This is a genomic window from Hymenobacter glacieicola (assembly GCF_014640315.1).
GTDB classification, from domain to species: domain Bacteria; phylum Bacteroidota; class Bacteroidia; order Cytophagales; family Hymenobacteraceae; genus Hymenobacter; species Hymenobacter glacieicola.
In genome coordinates this window covers 1-17711 of sequence record NZ_BMGS01000011.1, presented here as the reverse complement: position 1 = coordinate 17711, position 17711 = coordinate 1, and the positions used below count along the sequence as shown (strand labels likewise).

General features: G+C 60.0%; 15 protein-coding genes. 5 read left to right on the top strand and 10 right to left on the bottom strand.

All coding sequences use genetic code 11. The features are described from left to right. Nucleotides 1-379 precede the first annotated feature (379 nt). The 6 genes from IEW18_RS18140 to IEW18_RS18115 all read right to left on the bottom strand — a co-directional run bounded on the left by IEW18_RS18140 (nucleotide 380) and on the right by IEW18_RS18115 (nucleotide 6230). Nucleotides 380-1336 (bottom strand): transketolase family protein, encoded by a 957-nt coding sequence (locus tag IEW18_RS18140; RefSeq protein WP_188559300.1) that lies wholly within the window; start codon nucleotides 1334-1336, stop codon nucleotides 380-382. Nucleotides 1337-1442: 106 nt separating this feature from the next. Next, nucleotides 1443-2339 carry a phytanoyl-CoA dioxygenase family protein gene (locus IEW18_RS18135; protein ID WP_188559299.1) on the bottom strand — a complete coding sequence of 299 codons (897 nt, stop codon included), beginning with the start codon at nucleotides 2337-2339 and terminating at the stop codon, nucleotides 1443-1445. Next, a complete protein-coding gene (locus tag IEW18_RS18130) occupies nucleotides 2336-3733 on the bottom strand; it encodes a vWA domain-containing protein (protein ID WP_188559298.1) in 1398 nt (465 codons plus the stop codon). The genes IEW18_RS18135 and IEW18_RS18130 overlap by 4 nt, the downstream gene beginning before the upstream one ends. A gap of 258 nt (nucleotides 3734-3991) precedes the next feature. Further along, on the bottom strand, nucleotides 3992-4894 hold the full coding sequence (locus IEW18_RS18125) for a transketolase (RefSeq protein WP_188559297.1): 903 nt from the start codon (nucleotides 4892-4894) through the stop codon (nucleotides 3992-3994). Between the two features lie 190 nt (nucleotides 4895-5084). Continuing rightward, nucleotides 5085-5534 carry a thioredoxin-dependent thiol peroxidase gene (gene bcp / locus IEW18_RS18120; RefSeq protein WP_188559296.1) on the bottom strand — a complete coding sequence of 150 codons (450 nt, stop codon included), beginning with the start codon at nucleotides 5532-5534 and terminating at the stop codon, nucleotides 5085-5087. A 126-nt stretch (nucleotides 5535-5660) separates the two neighbouring features. Next, nucleotides 5661-6230, bottom strand: coding sequence for a lipocalin family protein (locus IEW18_RS18115; RefSeq protein ID WP_188559295.1), 570 nt, complete (start codon nucleotides 6228-6230; stop codon nucleotides 5661-5663). A 228-nt stretch (nucleotides 6231-6458) separates the two neighbouring features. On the opposite strand from IEW18_RS18115, the gene IEW18_RS18110 reads away from it, so the two are divergent. Beyond that, nucleotides 6459-7799, top strand: coding sequence for an NAD(P)/FAD-dependent oxidoreductase (locus IEW18_RS18110; protein WP_188559294.1), 1341 nt, complete (start codon nucleotides 6459-6461; stop codon nucleotides 7797-7799). Between the two features lie 265 nt (nucleotides 7800-8064). Here IEW18_RS18110 and IEW18_RS18105 read toward each other — a convergent pair whose 3' ends face one another. Both IEW18_RS18105 and IEW18_RS18100 read right to left on the bottom strand, forming a co-directional pair. Then, nucleotides 8065-10074 (bottom strand): M23 family metallopeptidase, encoded by a 2010-nt coding sequence (locus IEW18_RS18105; RefSeq protein ID WP_188559293.1) that lies wholly within the window; start codon nucleotides 10072-10074, stop codon nucleotides 8065-8067. A gap of 419 nt (nucleotides 10075-10493) precedes the next feature. After that, on the bottom strand, nucleotides 10494-11108 hold the full coding sequence (locus IEW18_RS18100; RefSeq protein ID WP_188559292.1) for a fumarylacetoacetate hydrolase family protein: 615 nt from the start codon (nucleotides 11106-11108) through the stop codon (nucleotides 10494-10496). A gap of 313 nt (nucleotides 11109-11421) precedes the next feature. On the opposite strand from IEW18_RS18100, the gene IEW18_RS18095 reads away from it, so the two are divergent. Genes IEW18_RS18095 through IEW18_RS21895 form a run of 3 tightly spaced genes read left to right on the top strand, consistent with a single transcriptional unit; the run spans nucleotide 11422 to nucleotide 12950 of the window. Further along, nucleotides 11422-12219 carry a M48 family metallopeptidase gene (locus IEW18_RS18095; protein WP_188559291.1) on the top strand — a complete coding sequence of 266 codons (798 nt, stop codon included), beginning with the start codon at nucleotides 11422-11424 and terminating at the stop codon, nucleotides 12217-12219. A gap of 24 nt (nucleotides 12220-12243) precedes the next feature. Beyond that, nucleotides 12244-12813: a hypothetical protein gene (locus IEW18_RS18090; RefSeq protein ID WP_188559290.1), complete on the top strand. Its 570-nt coding sequence runs from the start codon at nucleotides 12244-12246 to the stop codon at nucleotides 12811-12813. 2 nt (nucleotides 12814-12815) lie between these two features. Then, nucleotides 12816-12950: a hypothetical protein gene (locus IEW18_RS21895; protein ID WP_262891900.1), complete on the top strand. Its 135-nt coding sequence runs from the start codon at nucleotides 12816-12818 to the stop codon at nucleotides 12948-12950. Nucleotides 12951-13003: 53 nt separating this feature from the next. On the opposite strand, the gene IEW18_RS18085 is transcribed toward IEW18_RS21895, so the two are convergent. Together IEW18_RS18085 and IEW18_RS18080 are read right to left on the bottom strand one after the other, a co-directional pair. Continuing rightward, complete coding sequence (locus IEW18_RS18085) at nucleotides 13004-13714, bottom strand: alpha/beta fold hydrolase (RefSeq protein ID WP_188559289.1); 711 nt, start codon at nucleotides 13712-13714, stop codon at nucleotides 13004-13006. A gap of 93 nt (nucleotides 13715-13807) precedes the next feature. Continuing rightward, on the bottom strand, nucleotides 13808-15193 hold the full coding sequence (locus tag IEW18_RS18080) for a UDP-N-acetylmuramate--L-alanine ligase (RefSeq protein WP_188559288.1): 1386 nt from the start codon (nucleotides 15191-15193) through the stop codon (nucleotides 13808-13810). A 502-nt stretch (nucleotides 15194-15695) separates the two neighbouring features. On the opposite strand from IEW18_RS18080, the gene dnaB reads away from it, so the two are divergent. Continuing rightward, complete coding sequence (gene dnaB / locus IEW18_RS18075; protein ID WP_229728842.1) at nucleotides 15696-17228, top strand: replicative DNA helicase; 1533 nt, start codon at nucleotides 15696-15698, stop codon at nucleotides 17226-17228. Nucleotides 17229-17711: the final 483 nt, after the last annotated feature.

The window sequence follows — 17711 nt, the reverse complement described above, 5'->3', positions numbered from 1 at the left end:
AATGGATGCTCACCCCCATTAGGCCGTCATGCTGAGCGCAGCCGAAGCATCTCTACTGCTTCGCCCCCACGATTGAGTTAGCCAGCGGTAAAGATGCTTCGGCTGCGCTCAGCATGACGGTCTTTTTGCATACCGTCCACACTCCCTGTTCGCAGCCCCTAGGCTGCATCTGACAAGTCACCAAGCACTTCCTGTCATTCCGAACGAAGGAGGAATCTGGATTCGCCCTCTGAGAACTGAGCCAGATTCCTCCTTCGTCGGAATGACAACTGTTAAATGCAACTCATTTCTAAAGCAAAGAACAGGCCGCCGGAACACGCCACCGCCCCGGCTGCTACCAGAGCAACCGGGGCGGTGTTCTTTGTTTGTATTAGGAAGCTTACTTCCGGCGGGCCAGTACTTTCTCCACGGCGGCCACAATGGCGTGCTCGTTGAGGCCGTATTTCTCCATCAACTGGTCGGGCGTGCCCGATTCGCCGAAGGAATCATTCACGGCCACCATTTCCAGGGGCAGGGGCTCCTCCCGGATCAGCAGCTGGGCGATGGAGTCGCCGAGGCCGCCGTTCATCTGGTGCTCCTCGGCCGTCACCACGCAGCGCGTCTTGCGGGCCGACTGCAGCACCAGCTCGTCGTCGAGGGGCTTGATGGTGTGGATGTTGATGATTTCGGCGTTGATGCCCTTCTCGGCCAGCAGCTTGCCCGCCAGGATAGCCTTCCACACCAGGTGACCGGTCGCGAAAATGCTCACGTCGGTACCTTCATTAAGCACGATGCCCTTGCCTACCTCAAACTGCTGGTCGGCGGGGGTGAAGTTGGGCACTACCGGGCGGCCGAAGCGCAGGTACACCGGGCCTTCGTAGTCGGCAATGGCGATGGTAGCGGCCTTGGTCTGGTTGTAGTCGCAGGGGTTGATGACGGTCATGTGGGGGAGCATCTTCATCATCCCGATGTCTTCCAGAATCTGGTGGGTTGCGCCGTCTTCGCCCAGGGTCAGGCCGGCGTGCGAAGCGCAGATCTTCACGTTCTTGCCCGAGTAGGCAATGCTCTGCCGGATCTGGTCATAGACGCGGCCCGTGCTGAAGTTGGCGAAGGTGCCGGTGAAGGGAATCTTGCCCCCAATGGTGAGGCCGGCGGCCAGGCCCATCATGTTGGCCTCGGCAATGCCCACCTGGAAGAAACGCTCGGGGTTGTCCTTGATAAAGGCATCCATCTTGAGCGAGCCAATGAGGTCGGCGCAGAGGGCCACCACGTTGGGGTTGGTTTTGCCCAGCTCTTGCAGGCCCGCGCCAAAGCCGCTGCGGGTATCCTTTGATTCGGTGTAGGGAAAGTCTTTCATAAGGTAGGGACTTGGGTCTTGGGGACTTGGTTTGTGTTTAGAAGAACGTCAGGCAGAGGCGCCGCCGAAGCATCTCGCGGGCCGACGTTGTGGTAGTAATTCAACATCAGCCCGCCAGATTCCTCGCAGGTTCGGAATGGCGTTCAGTGGTGGGATGCAACTCCTGCCGCTCCCGCCAGTGTAATCCTGCGGGTAGATCAGCGTCGCTGAACTCCAGGTGAATCACGCGGCGTGGGCGGGTGCTCGTGCTGCGGTTGGAGGCGTGGAGCGTCAAGGGCTGCATCAGCAGCAGGCCGCCGGCTGGTACGGGGCAGGTAACGGCCTGGGGCGTATAGGTTGGGTGTTGCTCATTCGGAATGACGCCGTGTTGGTGAGAGCCGGGTACTACCCGCAAGGCACCATTGGTTTCGTCGCAGTCGTCGAGGTGGAGGCGCAGGGTGAAGATGCCTTCCAGAATCTCGCGGGGCGGCAGTACCGTCACCTCACCGCCTTTGCTGGTCCAGGGGCCGTAGCCGGGCAGGTCCAGCCGCCGGTCCACACTAATCATCACGTCCTGGTGCCAGGCCACCAGCCAGTTGGAGCCGGCGGGCTTGTCGAAGTAAATGGCCTTGGTCAGATGCGGGCTGGTACCGGGGAACAGCGCCGCCAGCACTTCCCGCAGCCGGGGCGTCAGCAGGTGCTCCCGGAGCTGCGGAAGCTCGCCCAGCAGATTCCGGATGGCAAACACGTCCTGGCTGCGCCGGAAGTTGGGCGTAGTAGCTTCTGCCGCCTCAACGGTGTGGAGCAGAGCTGCTACCTCCGCCGGAGAAAAGACGCCTAGTAAGGTCGAGTAGCCATTTTCTTGCAGCTTCTGAACTGTCTCCTGCAGAACGTCCTGCCGAGGCGCCGCCGAAGCATCTCGCGGGCTGACGTTGCACTGGTAAACAGGCGTCAGCCCGCGAGATGCTTCGCTGCGCTCTGCATGACCGTTCAGTTGATTTTCTGTTGCCACGCTACTTTTCATTTCCCGAAAATGCTGACTGAGCTGGTTTGACCCGGCCGGATGGTGAAGTTGCGCACGTCGGTGAACTTGCTGCCGATTGCGGTTTTGGTGCGGAACACCAGACGGTAGGCCCCCGGCTGCAGAGGCAAGTTGATCTTGCTGCTGCCGCCTTCGGGCAGGTTGTACACCCACGTCTGCGACTCGTCGTTATTGAGCCGGTAGATGCTGCCGTAACCTTTGAGGTCGTTGACAATGTTCAGGATGCCGGGCGCCTCGTAGGTCACGACCGTTTCCTGGCCCTGCTTCACCGAGATGCGCCGAATCTGACGGGGCAGGGTCAGCAGCTCCACCTCGTAGTTGCCGGCCAGCAGCTTCTGCCGGCTCCCAAAGGGTAGGGCCACCACTGTGGCCGGGTTGCCCTGGGCCCGCACCACCGCCTGCACCGTACCGTAGGGATTTGGTGAGAGGCCGGGGTTCTGCAGCCAGAGCGTGCCCTGGGGCGTTTTGTAGGTGAGGACATTGGCCTTGCCGGGCCGGATGGGCAGGTTCTGCTGGCGCACCGGCGGCACCGTGTTAATCACCAAATCGTAGCTCTGCAGGGCGTCAATGTCGAGCACATCGGGCCGGCCCTGGGCGTCGCGGAAGTGCACGTAGTTGTACTCCGGCTGGTCCGTGACGTTGTTCAGGAAGGTCAGGTTCACGTTCGATTCCACCGGCCGGCCCGCCTCGTCGGTCAGGTTGACGGCCACCGTGGTTTTGGCCAGGGTCTGGGCTACTACATCATTGAGGATGGTGCGAAAGGTCTTCACATCGGCCGCGTTGTAGTACTGCCCCAGGCATTCTAGCTGCTTGCCAAACTCCCGTTCCGCTCCAATACCAATCACGAAGGGCTTTAGGAATACGTGCTTTCGTTGCAGAGCTACCGCTGTAGCGCATGGGTCACCTTTGCAGGATTCCAGCCCGTCGGTAATCAGAATCAGGACGTTGCGGGCCGTGCGGTCCGCCGGAAAGTCCTGGGCTGACTGCAGCAAGGAGTAGGTAATGGGCGTGTTGCCTTTGGGCTCGATGGTTTTCAGCCGCGCCTTGATGGCCCCCGCGTTTTTGGGCGCGAAGGCCACTTCCAGCTTCGAGTCCTCGCAGTTATTTTCCTTGTTCTCGTGCTGATGACCGTAGGCGCGCAGGGCCAGCTCCAGGTTGGGGTAGGCGTTGAGCGAGTCCACCATCTTGGAGAGCAGGTTTTTGGCCACGTCCCAGCGCTGCTGCCCTTCCCACGGCGCCCGCATCGAGCCCGACGCGTCGAGCACGAACAGGATGCGGGTAACGCGAGGCTTCTCGGGCGGTACGTTTTGGGCATGGCACTGCCAAGGAGCCAGGAGGCTCAGCAGCAAGTACGTAACCAAAACCAAGTAGCGCATTTAAGCAGAAGAAAGAACTGTCATGCTGAGCGGAGCCGAAGCATCTCTACCGAGGGTAATCAATGCTACTGCAACGAAGCGGGAGAGATGCTTCGACTACGCTCAGCAGGACAAACACGTGGTTGTGAACTACTACCAGGTAGGCGACTAGGGCGAGTGAACAATTAGGATAGATGAGTTGCATCAGCCCGTCATGCAGAGCCAGATGCTTCGCCTCCGGCTCTGCATGACGGACTTCGAGCCAACGGTTAACAACTCCTAATAGTCGCCGGCTTCTTCTACGCTCAGCTGCTGCAGGGCTTTCTCCAGCTGCTCGTCGTTCGGGGCTACGCCGTGCCACTTGTGCGAGCCCATCATGAAGTCAACGCCGTAGCCCATCTGCGTGTCCATCAGCACCATAATCGGCTGGCCCTGGCCGCTGAGCTGCACGGCTTCTTCGATGGTGGGGAGCAGCTTTTCGAGGTCGTTGCCGTCGGTTTCGAGCACGCGCCAGTTGAAGGCTTCGAACTTGGCACGCAGGTCGCCAAGGCCGCCAATTTTTTCGGTGGGCCCGTCAATCTGCTGGCCGTTGCGGTCCACGAAGGCAATCAGGTTATCTACTTTGTGGTGAGGAGCATACATGGCGGCCTCCCAAATCTGGCCTTCTTCCAGCTCCCCGTCGCCCATCAGCACAAATACTTTCCGGTCGTCGTTGTTGAGCTTCTTGGCTTGGGCAGCCCCGATGGCCACGCTCAGGCCCTGGCCCAGCGAGCCGGAAGCCACGCGTACGCCGGGCAGGTGCTCGTGGGTAGCGGGGTGGCCCTGCAAACGTGAGTTCAGCTTGCGGAAGGTAGCTAGCTCCCCCACCGGGAAGTAGCCCGAGCGCGCCAGCACCGAATAGAAAACCGGGGAAATATGACCGTTGGAGAGGAAAAACAGGTCTTGGCCGATGCCGTCCATGTCGAAAGGCTCTGGGGTGTGCTTCATTACCTTGAAGTAAAGCGCCACCAGCAAATCGGTGCAGCCCAGCGAGCCGCCGGGGTGACCCGAGTTGACGGCGTGCACCATGCGCACGATGTCGCGGCGCACCTGCGCGGCAATCTGTTTCAGCTCGCCTACTGAACGGGTGGGGGTAGGCGCGTGCGTTTCGGAAGAAGCGGCGAATGATGTTTCCTGAGCCATAGATTCAAATTGAGTAAGGAGTTGGTAAGTCAAAGGTAGGAAGTTGGGCGGAGGGGAGAGGTAGTGAACAGGTACAGGCAACAAGTAAGCAGGTAACGGGCTGGTGGCCGATGTAGGCGGCCCCGCCGCCGGCCTCCGTACTTACCCTCACAAAAAAGCCCCGCCGAAATAGGCGAGGCTTCTGAAACTTTTACAGCAGTTGGGCGGCGTGGTTCTTGGTGTCGACTTTCGTAATGACCTTCTCCAGACGGCCCTGCTCGTCAATCAGAAAGGTGTAGCGCATGGTGCCCATGTATTTGCGGCCGTACATGGATTTTTCCTGCCACACCCCGTAGGCTTCCACGATTTTCTTGTCCTCGTCCACCAGCAGGGGAAAGGGCAGCTCGTACTTGGTAGCAAACTTCTGGTGCGATTTTTCCGAGTCGATGCTCACGCCCAGCACCTGAATACCGGCCCCGAGCAGGCTCGGGTAGTTGTCGCGCAGGTTGCAGGCCTGGGCCGTGCAGCCCGAGGTGTCATCTTTGGGGTAGAAGTAGAGGGCTACTTTGCGGCCCGCGTAGTCCTGAAGGCGGTGGAGGGTGCCGTGTTGGTCGGGGGCTTCGAAAGCCGGGGCCGGTTCGCCCACTTGAGGTAGTGCCATAGCGCAGATGTTTGCGCGAAGGTAGCGGTGAAGTGGTGAAATAGTAAGATGGTGAGTTGATGTTCTAATAGCACCGCTAGCGCTACAGCGCAATTTGAACATCAACTCACCCACTTCACCATCTCACTACTCACCAACGGGCTGGGGCGTAAACAGCAGGTTATCGACGGGGAAACCTAGCCCACGGGCATAGGTTATTAGCCGGTCGCGGATGCTGCGCTCCAGGTGCGGGGTGCGACTCAGCAGCCAGAGGTTTTTCCGGCTGGGCTCACCTACCAGCGCGTAGCGGTAATCGGAGAGGTCCAGGTCCAGAATCCAGTAGTCGCCCTCGAAGGGCCAGAAGAACTGGACTTTGAGCTTGCTGTTGGTGCTGTCCACGGCGCGGGCGGTGGCGGTAGCCGTTTCCACCGGGCCGTTGAGGCCTTCCTTGTGGCAAGTGTTGAGCACCCTGACCTTGCCATCGGGCTGGAGCTTATACTCGGCCGTAACGTGCTGGCAGCCTTTTTCGAACCGGGTGGGCAGGCGCGCTACCTCGTACCAGAGCCCGGCATATTTGTGCAGATCCACGTGGGCTGCGGTGGGCAGGGGAGCGTACAGTTTGCGGCGGGCGTACGTGTACGCGGCCACGCCAGTTGTAACAACGGCGGCCGCGGCGGCAAACAACACCGGACGACGGCGTTTGAGCAGGTTAGCCATAACAAGCAAGAAGATAGAAGACGCCCTCAGTACGAACTCCGGGGCGCGGAAGATGCCGCCGCCACCCAGCGGCAGCACTTTCAGGCGGAAAACCACCACTACATCGGGCCCTACGGGGACGGGCTGAGCCGAGCGGGGAAGGGCCGGTGAGCCCCGGGGCAGAGTCGACAGTAGCAGCCGGTTTACTCACCCAACCGTATAGGTAGGAGCTACTCTTTCTTTCCGCTCATGTTGCACCTGGAACAACTCTCGCTTAATATTCCGGACACGACCAAGCCCCGCGTGGTAGTAATTGGTGGTGGATTTGGGGCCGTAAATCTGACCAAATACTTGCCCGACGACCAGTTTCAGGTGGTGATGCTCAGCAAGCAGCATTACTACGGCTTCTGGCCCCTGCTCTACCAGGTGGCTACCGCCGGCCTGGAGCCCGAGTCCATTGCCGAACCCATTCGGAAGCTGTTCGACGACCGAAACGACTTTCACTTCCGCTTCGTGCGGGTGACGGCCATCAACCCCGCCGCCAAAACCGTCACTACCTTGATTGGGGACGTGCAGTACGACTACTTGGTTATTGCTACCGGCACCAAGTCGAACTACTTTGGTAATGAGCAGATCAAGCACAACTCCTTTGGCCTCAAGAACCTGACCGACGCCGTGAACCTGCGCAGCCAGCTGCTGCAAAGCTTCGAGCAAGCCAACCTCACCAAGGACCCGGACCAGCGCCAGAGCTTGCTCAACATCGTTATTGCCGGGGCCGGACCTACGGGCGTGGAGCTGGCCGGCTCCCTGGCCGAAATGCGGCGCCACGTGCTGCCCCGCGACTACCCCGGCCTCGACTTCCGGCAGATGAACATCTATCTTGTCGATGGCTTGGACCGGGTGCTACCGCCCCTCTCGCCGGAATCAAGTAAAAACACGCATCAGTACCTGGAAGAGCTGGGCGTCATCATCAAGCTCAACAAGCTGGTCTCGTCGTACGACGGTGAAACCGTGCTGTTTAAGGATGGCGAGCAAATCCGGACGCAAACCTTGGTGTGGGCCGCCGGGGTAGCCGGGGCTACCGTGGAAGGGCTGCCCGCCGAGTCATTGGAGCGGGGGCGCTACCTTGTGAATCACTTTAATCAGGTGCTGGGCTTCGAGGATATTTTCGCTATTGGCGACATTGCCCTGATGAAGTCGGAGAAGTGGCCGAAGGGCCACCCGCAGGTGGCGCAGCCGGCCCTGCAGCAAGGGCGCCTGCTGGGCAAAAACCTCACGCGTGAGCGGCGCAACCAGGCCTGGGAGGCGTTTGAGTACTTCGACAAAGGCTCCCTAGCCATTGTGGGCCGCGCCCGCGCCGTAGCCGATTTGCCGGGCAACCGGAGCCTGAAAGGCTTCATTGCCTGGGTAGCTTGGCTGTTCGTGCACATTTACTACCTCATCGGCTTCCGCAGTAAGCTCATTGTGATGACCAACTGGCTGTACCGCCTCTTTACCTACCAGCGGGGCACGCGCATCATCATCCAACCCTACGTGCAGCCCGGCGACAAAGTGGGAGAGGAGTTCGTCCGTCAGCAAACCGTGGATTAACGCCATTTCCACCAACTGTCATTCCTCCGGCGTCGGGCTGGCAAAGAACAGTTTAACGTTTATTTAAAAACTGTCATCCTGAGCTTGCGAAGGACCTTATCACGCACGCGCAAGTCGTTGTTACGACACTCGTTCTACCGTGATAAGGTCCTTCGCAAGCTCAGGATGACAGAAGTATCATCTTAATGATTTTTGTAACCGCGCAAACAAAGGGCGGCTATCCTGCTGAGGAAAGCCGCCCTTTTTATGGTGTTGACCACCTAGCTTACAGCGTTACGTGAATAGCTTTTTCGTTGCCGGCCTGGTCGGTGAGGTAGAGGGTAGCCGGACCGCGCAGGGCAGGGCCCAGCTTATCGTCGCGCTCCGAGAAAAGAGTGGAGTTCTTGTGCTCGAAGCGCAGCAAATGAAACTGCCCGTTGACTTCCAGCTTGTAGCTGGCCAGGCCCGAGAGGTCGTCGCCAACCTTGAACACTACCCCCGCCGCGCCCCGGCTAATGAGGCGGCCGGAGGGCGGGATGGTGTCCGTAAGTAAGCGGAACTGCCCGAAAGTTTTGATGGGGGCCGTGATGGTGCTGCCCTGCCATTTGCCGCCTACGTAGGCCTTGCCGCCCTTGGCCGTCACGGCGTAAATAGCCGTGCGCCGCGGGTCTGCTACCGGAGTTTCCGGCTTAAGGGTCAGGGCCAGGGTTTCGTGCAGGGGTGTGCGGGGCTGCTGTACCGTCCAGAGGCCGGCCTTGTAGCTGGTTTGCACATACAGCGTATCGAACAGCGTGTGCGGGGCAAAGCCCAGGCTGAGATTGGCCGTCGAGAAGCCGTATTCCTGCCCGGACGGAATCAGGGCTTGGCGCTCAAACCGCTTCGTAATGCGGCCAAACTGCAGGGAATCGGGGCGGCCGGCGCGCAGGTCGTAGAGGTACACGTTCTGGCTTTGCTCGGTGTAGCTGGGCTTGAGCGTGAGGCGGCGGTTGCCCTTAAACAGCGTCAGGTTGCCCCCCACGGCGGCCGTGTCGGGGTCGGCCGCTACGGCCACCAGCAAATTGCGGCTCACATCGTAGCGCAACCCTTGCGTTTTGACGGCCGCCGAGCGGGTTTTGTGGTAGGTTGGCTCGGTGCCGCGCAGCACAAAGCGCAGGGGCGTGCTGTTGCCGTAGGAGTCACTCATCCGGATTTCTACGCTGTAGAGCTTGCCGGTTTCCACCCGCAACTTGCCCTTGCTGGAGCCAGTGGTGTAGATGCTCAGCTCGTTGCCATCATCCACGAACAGCTTTTCCAGCTGCCGGCCCTGGGTAGCGCGCCACTCGTAGTCCATGTGCTGGTTTACTTGCCGGGAGCCCAGCGGGAACGGGATATTATCGACGACGTGGCTGTGCAGGGGCCGGCCGTTTACCTGCACTTCTACCTTCTGAAACCCGTTCTTATTCCACACCTGGTCGAACCGGTCGAAGCCCTGCACCAGCAAGCCCACCGTGCCGTAGGCCGGAATTGTGTCGGCCCACACGTAGCCGCCCCCGCCCGGCAGGGGCGGAGCCTTGGGCACAAACACGGCTTTGCCGAAGCGCCCTTGCACCCGCGAATCAATGCCCAGCGCCTCCACCGCAAAGGCCTGCAGGCTAGGCGCTACGTGGTCCTGAATTTCCGGAAAGCCGCCCCACTGCAAGGGGTTGAGCTGCCCGCCTTCGGCCGTGCGCACCTCCCAGTGCAAGTGGGGGCCCGCTGAGCCGCCCGTATTGCCGGACAGGGCCACTACCTCGCCGCGCTTCACCGGGAACTGCTCGGGCTTAAAGAACAGCTCCAGCTCATAGGTCTGCTTCTGGTACTGCTGGCGGCGCATTTCCTCGGCCACGGGGCCTTTGAAATGGTTCAGGTGGCCGTACACTGTCGTCAGGCCGTTGGGATGGGTGATGTAGAGCACGTTGCCGTAGCCGAAGCTGCTCTGCTTCATGCGCGAGATGTAGCCCTCGGCGGCGGCGTACACCGGCAAATCAACCCGGCCATCGGTCTTGATGTCGAGGCCCCCGTGGAAGTGGTTGGGCCGGAGCTCGCCCATGCTCGCGGCCAGGAAGTTTTGCTGGCCGGGCTTGATAGGAAAGAGAAAGTAGCCTTGCGGCACCGTGGGGAGCGGGCCGGGGGTAGCAGCGGTGGCCTGGGCTACTGTAGGCTCTGTAGTCGAGTCGGGCTCCTGGCCGCCGCAGGAGGCCGGCTGCAACCCCAGCAACAGGAAAGGAATGGCTACGCTTAGCAGGCGGCGCGGCCCGGTAGTCAGCAAATCAGGCATTCAGGGAAAAAAATCAGCAGCAGAAAAAGAAGAGCAGCCCTCGGCCGCTGGGCCTAGGCAAGCCATTATCGTGCCTTCCCGGACGGAAAGCCCATTGGCAAGGTTGCGGAGGAAGTAAAGAACGCGCCCGGCGGCCGCGGCGCATGGCAGCTGCGCAGGGGCAGGGCCCGCTCCGGAAAACGTACCCTACCGCAGCCCAGGCGGCAGTACCCCAAAGGCCTATCTGTACGCCGTCTAGTCAGTGGTGCCGACTGCTACCAGAGCGGCTTGCATGCGGCATTCCGAGCATTCCGAGCATTCCGCAGAGACGGGAAATCTGGGCTGCTCACCAAAGGCTAACCCAGATTCCTCCCTTCACTCGGAATGACACGAAGAGGCTCGGCATGATAAGGAAGGCGGCAGGCTGATGGGTGCGCCCCTTATTTCACGGCCAGATCCAGCAGCTTCTCGTCCGCCAGGTAACCGGTCAGCTGGTCTCCGATTTTTACCGGGCCTACGCCGCTGGGAGTACCCGTGAAAATCAGGTCGCCCATCTTCAGGGTAATGAACTGGGAGATGTAGCTGATGATTTTGTTGAAGTCGTGGAGCATGAGGCTGGAGTTGCCCTGCTGGCGCACTTCGCCGTTCACTTCCAGCCGGAAGTCGATGTTCTTGAGGTCGGGGAAGTCGGCTACGGGCTTGAACTCCTGCGAGATAGGGGCCGAGCCGTCGAACCCTTTGGCCAGCTCCCAGGGTAGGCCCTTGCTCTTGAGCTTGCTTTGCAGGTCGCGGGCCGTAAAGTCGATGCCTAGACCAATGGCGTCGAAGTAGGTAGGCGCAAACTTCTCCTCGATGTTCTTGCCGTTTTTGCACACGCGCAGCACCAGCTCAATCTCGTGGTGAATGTCCTGGGAGAAATCGGGCATGAAAAACGGCTGGTTGCGCTGGAGCAGGGCCGTGTCGGGCTTGGCGAAGATGACAGGCGCGTCGGGCATTTCGTTCTGAAGCTCAGCGATATGTTCTGCGTAGTTACGGCCGATGCAGAGAATTTTCATGGGGTAGGAGGGCTTGGAGGCTACGTAAGGGGTAGGGACCAGATGGAAAACCAAGGGAGCGGAAGAAGGTGCGTTGGCGCCGCAGAGCCGCCCGCTTAACCCGGTTTCGTCAATGGCAAAGTCCCCAAAAGTAGCCTTAATTCGCGGCGCCGAAAAGGCAAAATTCGTCCCTGTTCTCCTGCCGCCGGGCGCACCGCAAACATTTTGCCCGCCGCCTCACGTATAGCATTCCATCCACTGCTGCTGCTGCCGGGCAAAACCCAGGCCGAGCAGTAGTCCCGACCGTATCTCTCCCTTCAGCCACCGTTACCGCATGAAACTTCCCCAAATTGCCTTGGCTAGTTGTCTGTTTCTGGCCAGCGCCTGCGCCACGGTACCCATTACCGGCCGCCGGCAGCTCAGCCTTATTTCGGACACCGAAATGAACACGATGGCCGCCACGGAATACCAGAAGGTGTTGGCTTCCAGTCAGGTAGTAACTAGCGGCAACGACGCGGCCATGGTGAAGCGAGTGGGCCAGCGCATTCAGCAGGCCGTGGAAATGTACTTCCGCCAGCAGAACGCCCAGGCCCAGCTGGAAGGCTACGCCTGGGAATTCAATTTGCTCAATGACAAGCAGGAAAACGCCTGGTGCATGCCCGGCGGCAAGGTGGCCGTGTACACCGGCATTCTGCCCATCACCCAGGATGAAACCGGCCTGGCCGTGGTAATGGGGCACGAAATTGCCCACGCCGTGGCCCGCCACAGCTCCGAACGAATGAGTCAGCAAATGGCCGCCCAGGGCCTGGGTGGGGTGTTGTCGGCGGCCGTCGGGCAAAGCCCAACGGTTACGCAGAACGTATTTCTGCAGGCGGTGGGGGTAGGCTCCTCGCTGGGCATGCTCAAACACGGCCGCAGCCAGGAGTCGGAAGCTGACCACTTAGGGCTTATCTTTATGGCCATGGCCGGTTACAACCCCGACGGCGCCGTGGCATTTTGGCAGCGCATGGACGCGCGGGAAAACAGCGCTTCACCACCCGAATTCCTCTCCACTCACCCCTCGAACGGTACGCGCATCGCCGACATCCAGAAGCAGCTGCCGGAAGCCCGCACCTACTATAAAGGCCGTTAAGCCCGGCCCGTTTATCTACCCCGAATGAATCGTTTTCTGCGTTTATTATTTTCCTCGTTGGCGGGAGGAGCACTGCTGCTAAGCGGGCTGAGCGCCTGTGAAACCACCAAGCGGGGCTTCCCCGAGGTAAGCTCGCCCTCCACTGACCCCGATGCGGTGAACCGCCGCAAGCTGGAAGCCAGCAGCAAGCAAGTAGCGGAAGTGGCGGAAGGAAAAATCCGCTACATCGTGCCCCGGGAGCAGCTTTCCGCGGCCTTCACCCGGCAGTTTGGCGATGGTACGGCCATCGACAAAACGGTTATCCGCAAGGTGCAGGAAACAGCCAAAGACAAGGCCGTGTACTACCTGGTGGGTATGGGCCTGCGCAACGGCATGTTCCGGGCCATGGCTCTGCCCCTGCAAACTTCTTCCGATAACAGCCTGTATTTGAGCTCCAACGCGGCCCGTTACATTATCACGGGCGTGGGCTGCACGTTCTGCTTCTTTAACTTCGAGAAAAACGAAATTGTAGGCACCACCTGCGAGGAAAACACCGGCGGCAGCCGCTGCGACCTGCGCGTGGAAGAAACCAACGGTTTTTTCCCCCGTCGCTAGCCATGCTGAGCCGGAAATGGATTCTGCGCCTCTCTCTAACGGCCCTGGCCCTGCTCGTCACTACCGACCGGCGGAAACCGAAACCCGCGCCCCCGGCGCCCCGTCCCGACGACCAGGATAAGCCCACCGGTCAATGAAAAAAGCCCGCTACGTCGCGGGCTTTTTCGGGCATGAGCGGTTGTGCTGCCTGCTAAATCATGCCTTCCTGTACGGTTTCCACGAAGCGGGCAATGCGGTTGACTAGCAAATCGGGGTTGACTTTTTCCAGGGCGTGGGGCGTGTTCATGATGATTTCGAAGGTAGCGCGGGGCATGTGGTCGGCGAAGTGGCGGGAAGCATCCACGCCGGCCGTTTTGTCCAGCTCGCCTACCAGCACCTGCACCGGCACCTCCAGCTCGGCCAGCTTGGCGGTGGTCAGCAAGGGAGCTTCGCCGAGGCTGCGCAGCATGGCGCTGGTGGCAGTGAGCAACTCTGGTAGGGGGGTAGGGGCATGCAGGCGCGTCAGCTGCTCCACCAGCTGGGGGGCCTTCTCGCGCATACTCTCAGCATCCAGCCGGCGCGTTTCTGCCGCGGCCGTTGTCGGCGACCAGTCGAACTTAGTGCCCAGGGTCGTAATGCTCCGAAACAGCTCGGGCGCGGTTACGGCGGCGGTCAGGGCGGCGTAGCCGCCCATGCTGTAGCCAAATACGTGTACCGGGGGCAAGCCCTGGCGCTGAATAAACTCCGCAACTTCCTGGGCAAAGCACTTCATGGTGAAGTCGGTCGCCACCAGGGGCTGGCCCGCGTGCCCGGTAAAGGAAAAGGAGTGCACCGCGTAGAAGGGTGGCAGCTCCCGGATTAAAAACTTTAGCTGAGCTTCCGAAGCCAGGGCCCCATGCAGAAGCAAAATCGTGTGTTGCATGTCTTGATTCCGACAGAGGTACGTGGCGCCGGGCCTCCAACTGGCCCCCACCGGGAGGGGCCGATTGGCTCACCGGGCGCCTGCTACCTGGTGCTACTTTGTCACTTCAGCGGCTAGTTGGTTCAGGTCCAGCCCGTCAAACGTGCCCGAGCTCATCATCAACAGATTCGCGTCCTGCCAGTTTTGCGCGTGCAGGAACTCGGCCAGCTGCCGGCTGTTGGTAAACACCCGTAGGTCGGGGCGCTGGAAGGCTTGCTGCACGGCTTCGGGGGGTAGCGGCGGCAGGCGCTTGTGCTCCAGCACGTGGGGGTTGAAGTACACCACGGCCACATCGGGCGTATCGAAGGTATGGGCGTACTGGGGCAGGAAGGCGGGGTTAAGCGAGCTGAACGTGTGCAGCTCCAGGCAGGCCACCAGCTTGCGCTTGGGGTATTGCTTCTTGAAGGCCGTGGCCGTGGCTTTCAGCTTGCTGGGAGCGTGGGCGAAGTCCTTGTACACCACGGAGCCTTCCCCTTCGCTTACTTTCTCCAGGCGGCGGGCCGCCCCCTTAAAGGAGCCCAGGGCCTCGTAGAAATCCTTGCCCTTGATGCCCAGCTGCTTGCAAACTTCCTTGGCCGCGGAAATGTTGCGCAGGTTGTGCTCCCCGAACACTTTAACGGGCACCTCATCGTCCTTTTTGGTGATGAGAAAGGTGTTGCCGTTGCGGATGACGTGCTCATGGGGGCCGTAGCCAATGTAGGTAACATCGGGGTTGCTGGGCACGGTCACGAGCTGCACCTGCTCGTCGTCCTGGTCGTAGATGAGGGTGCCCGCCTTGGGCGTCATCTCGGCGAAAATCTTGAACTGTTCGCGGTAGACTTCCTCGGTCGGAAACACGTTGATATGGTCCCAGCTGATGCCGGAAATCACCCCAATGTGGTGGTGGTAGAGGTGGAACTTGGGCCGCCGGTCAATGGGCGAAGACAGGTATTCGTCGCCTTCGATGATGATGACAGGCGCGTCGTCGGTGAGCTGTACCATCAGCTCAAAACCCTCTAGCTGGGCGCCCACGGCGTAATCGAACTGGCGCTGGTGGTAGCGCAATACGTGCAGAATCAGGGAGGTAATGCTGGTTTTGCCGTGCGAGCCCCCAATGACTACCCGTTGCTTGTTGCGGGAAGCCTCGTAAATAAACTCCGGGAACGAGTACACCCGCAGCCCCAGCTCCTGGGCCCGGAGCAGCTCCGGGTTGTCGGGGCGGGCGTGCATGCCCACAATCACGGCGTCCAGGTCCGGGGTTATCTTTTCGGGGTACCAGCCCTCCGCCGCCGGTAGTAGCCCGGCTTTGGCCAGCCGGCTTTTGGCGGGCTCAAAAATTTCATCGTCGGAGCCCGTTACGTGGGCCCCGCGCTGGTGCAGGGCCAGGGCCAGATTATGCATAATACTGCCCCCGACGGCAATCAGGTGCAAACGTTGGAGCGAAGAAGGAGTAGCAGCCATTCAATAAATAGGTAAGCAGGCGGCAAAGGTAAGAGGTAATGAGGTGATGGGGTGATGAGGTGAGGAAGTTACAGGTGACAAGTGACAAGTGAGGAGGTGATGGGGTGATGAATGAGGTGAGGAGGTGACAGGTGGGTGGAGGCATACTGCTTGGCCCGCGTAGTTCTTCATTTTTCGCCCAACCCACCTGTCACCTCCTCACCTGCTCATTACCTGTCACTTCGTCACTTGTCACCTGTAACTTCCTCACCTCATTACCTCACCACCGAAAAGAAACCTTTCCCACCCCTTCCAGATTGTAGGACGCAGCCGTTAGCTTTGTACCCCTTTGCAAAAAACGGACGGTGAGTGGGATGAAATTTCCCGGTGCTCCGCTACAAACCGTCCAACCTGCTTACCTTGTAGTGCTTACCTAGTGATGAACGACCGGATGGATGACCGCCTGAAATTATCGGCCTCGCGGGCCAAAGCCGCCTGGAATAGCCGCCCCGCCGCGGTACCCATGGGTGGCCCGGCCGGCAAGCTGCCGCCCCAGGCCCTGGAGCTGGAAGCGGCTGTACTGGGCGCCCTCATGCTGGAAAAGGATGCCCTCACCACCGTTATTGATATTTTGAAGCCCCAGAGCTTCTATAAAGATGGGCACCAGCGCATCTTTAAGGGTATTCTGAACTTGTTTGACAAGTCGGAGCCCATTGATATTCTGACCGTTACGCACGAGCTGCGCGAAATGGGCGAGCTGGAAGCGGCCGGCGGCGCGCACTACGTGGCCAACCTGACCTTTAAGGTAAACTCGGCGGCCAACATTGAGTACCACGCCCGCATCATCACCGAAAACGCCATCAAGCGCGAGCTGATCCGCATTGCCAGCGACATTCAGCGCGACGCCTTTGAGGACACGACCGACGTGTTCAACCTGCTCGACAGCACGGAGCAGTCGTTGTTTGAAGTATCCGAGTCGAACATTCGCAAGAACTTCGACGACATGCGCAGCCTGATGGGCAAGGCCATCAAGGAGCTGGAAGAAAAGAAAGACCAGAAAGACGGCCTCACGGGCGTGCCCAGCGGCTTCTCGGCCCTGGACCGGGTAACTAGCGGCTGGCAACCATCTGACCTGGTGATTATTGCAGCCCGGCCCGGCATGGGCAAAACCGCTTTCGTGGTGTCGGCCATGCGCAACGCGGCGGTGGAGTTCAAGAAACCGGTGGCTATTTTTTCCCTGGAAATGTCCTCGCTCCAACTCGTGAATCGTCTGATTTCGGCGGAGGCGGAGCTGGATTCGGAAAAGATCAAGAAGGGCAACCTGGCCGACTACGAGTGGGCCCAGCTCAACCATAAGATTTCGGCCCTGTCGTCGGCCCCGATTTACATCGACGATACGCCGGGCCTGAGCATCCGGGAGCTGCGCACCAAGTGCCGCCGCCTCAAGGCCCACCACGACATCCAGATGATTATCATCGACTACCTGCAGCTGATGACGGGTAACACGGATGGCAAGGGTGGGGGCAACCGCGAACAGGAAATTGCCTCGATTTCGCGGGCCCTGAAGGGTATTGCCAAGGAACTGAACGTGCCCGTGCTGGCTCTTTCCCAGCTTTCCCGCTCCGTAGAAACCCGCGGCGGCGACAAGAAGCCCCAACTCAGTGACCTGCGCGAATCGGGCTCCATTGAGCAGGACGCCGATATGGTAATTTTCCTGTACCGCCCGGAGTACTACAAGATTACCGAGGACGAGATGGGCAACCCTACCCAGGGCACCGGCGAGGTAATTATTGCCAAGCACCGGAACGGCTCCTTGGAAACCGTGCAGCTCAAGTTTATCGGCCGCTTCACCAAATTCGCCGACCTGGATGGGGCCGGTGGCTTCGGCGACGCGGGCTTCAACCCCGGTGCCTTCCCCAGCAGCACCTTCGATGACGACCAGGCCAGCTTTGCCCCGAATACCATTCGGCTTGGCTCCCGCATCAACAACGACGGGCCACCGCCAGCCCAGCCCTTCCCGCGCAGCACCTTCGATGATGGGCCGCCGCCCTTCTAACCCCCGCCTTTGTAAGCGCCAGCTGGTTTCCAGCTGGCGTTTTTGTTTGCGGCGTGCCGCTGCCGGGGCCCCGCTGGCCCCCGGGGATACGTAAAGCGCAGGATCAAGAAGATGCCAGACAGGGTAGACTACGTAGGCATTGGCCGAAAACGAGGCAGCCCGCCCTTGGCAGAAAGGAAACTACGGAGAAAATAACCGGTAAAATTTCCTCGTAAAATGGTGCTTAATACGCTTACGCGGGGCATAAGGGCGTGACTACCTTTGTTTTACTTTCGAGCGAGGGCAATGGTAGTGATTCGTAAGCGCACTGTTGCGCTGGTCCGAAAGAAAGTAGAGCTGACTTCTTGTCTCATCCTTTACGCCCGTAGTATATGCGCGCTTCCGCCCTCGATTTCACTCCCTCCCGTACATCGGCCTTTTATAGCGGATTCACAGACGGTGTAGCTGCTGATGCCTCACCTACGTAAGCAGGTATATGCAAGC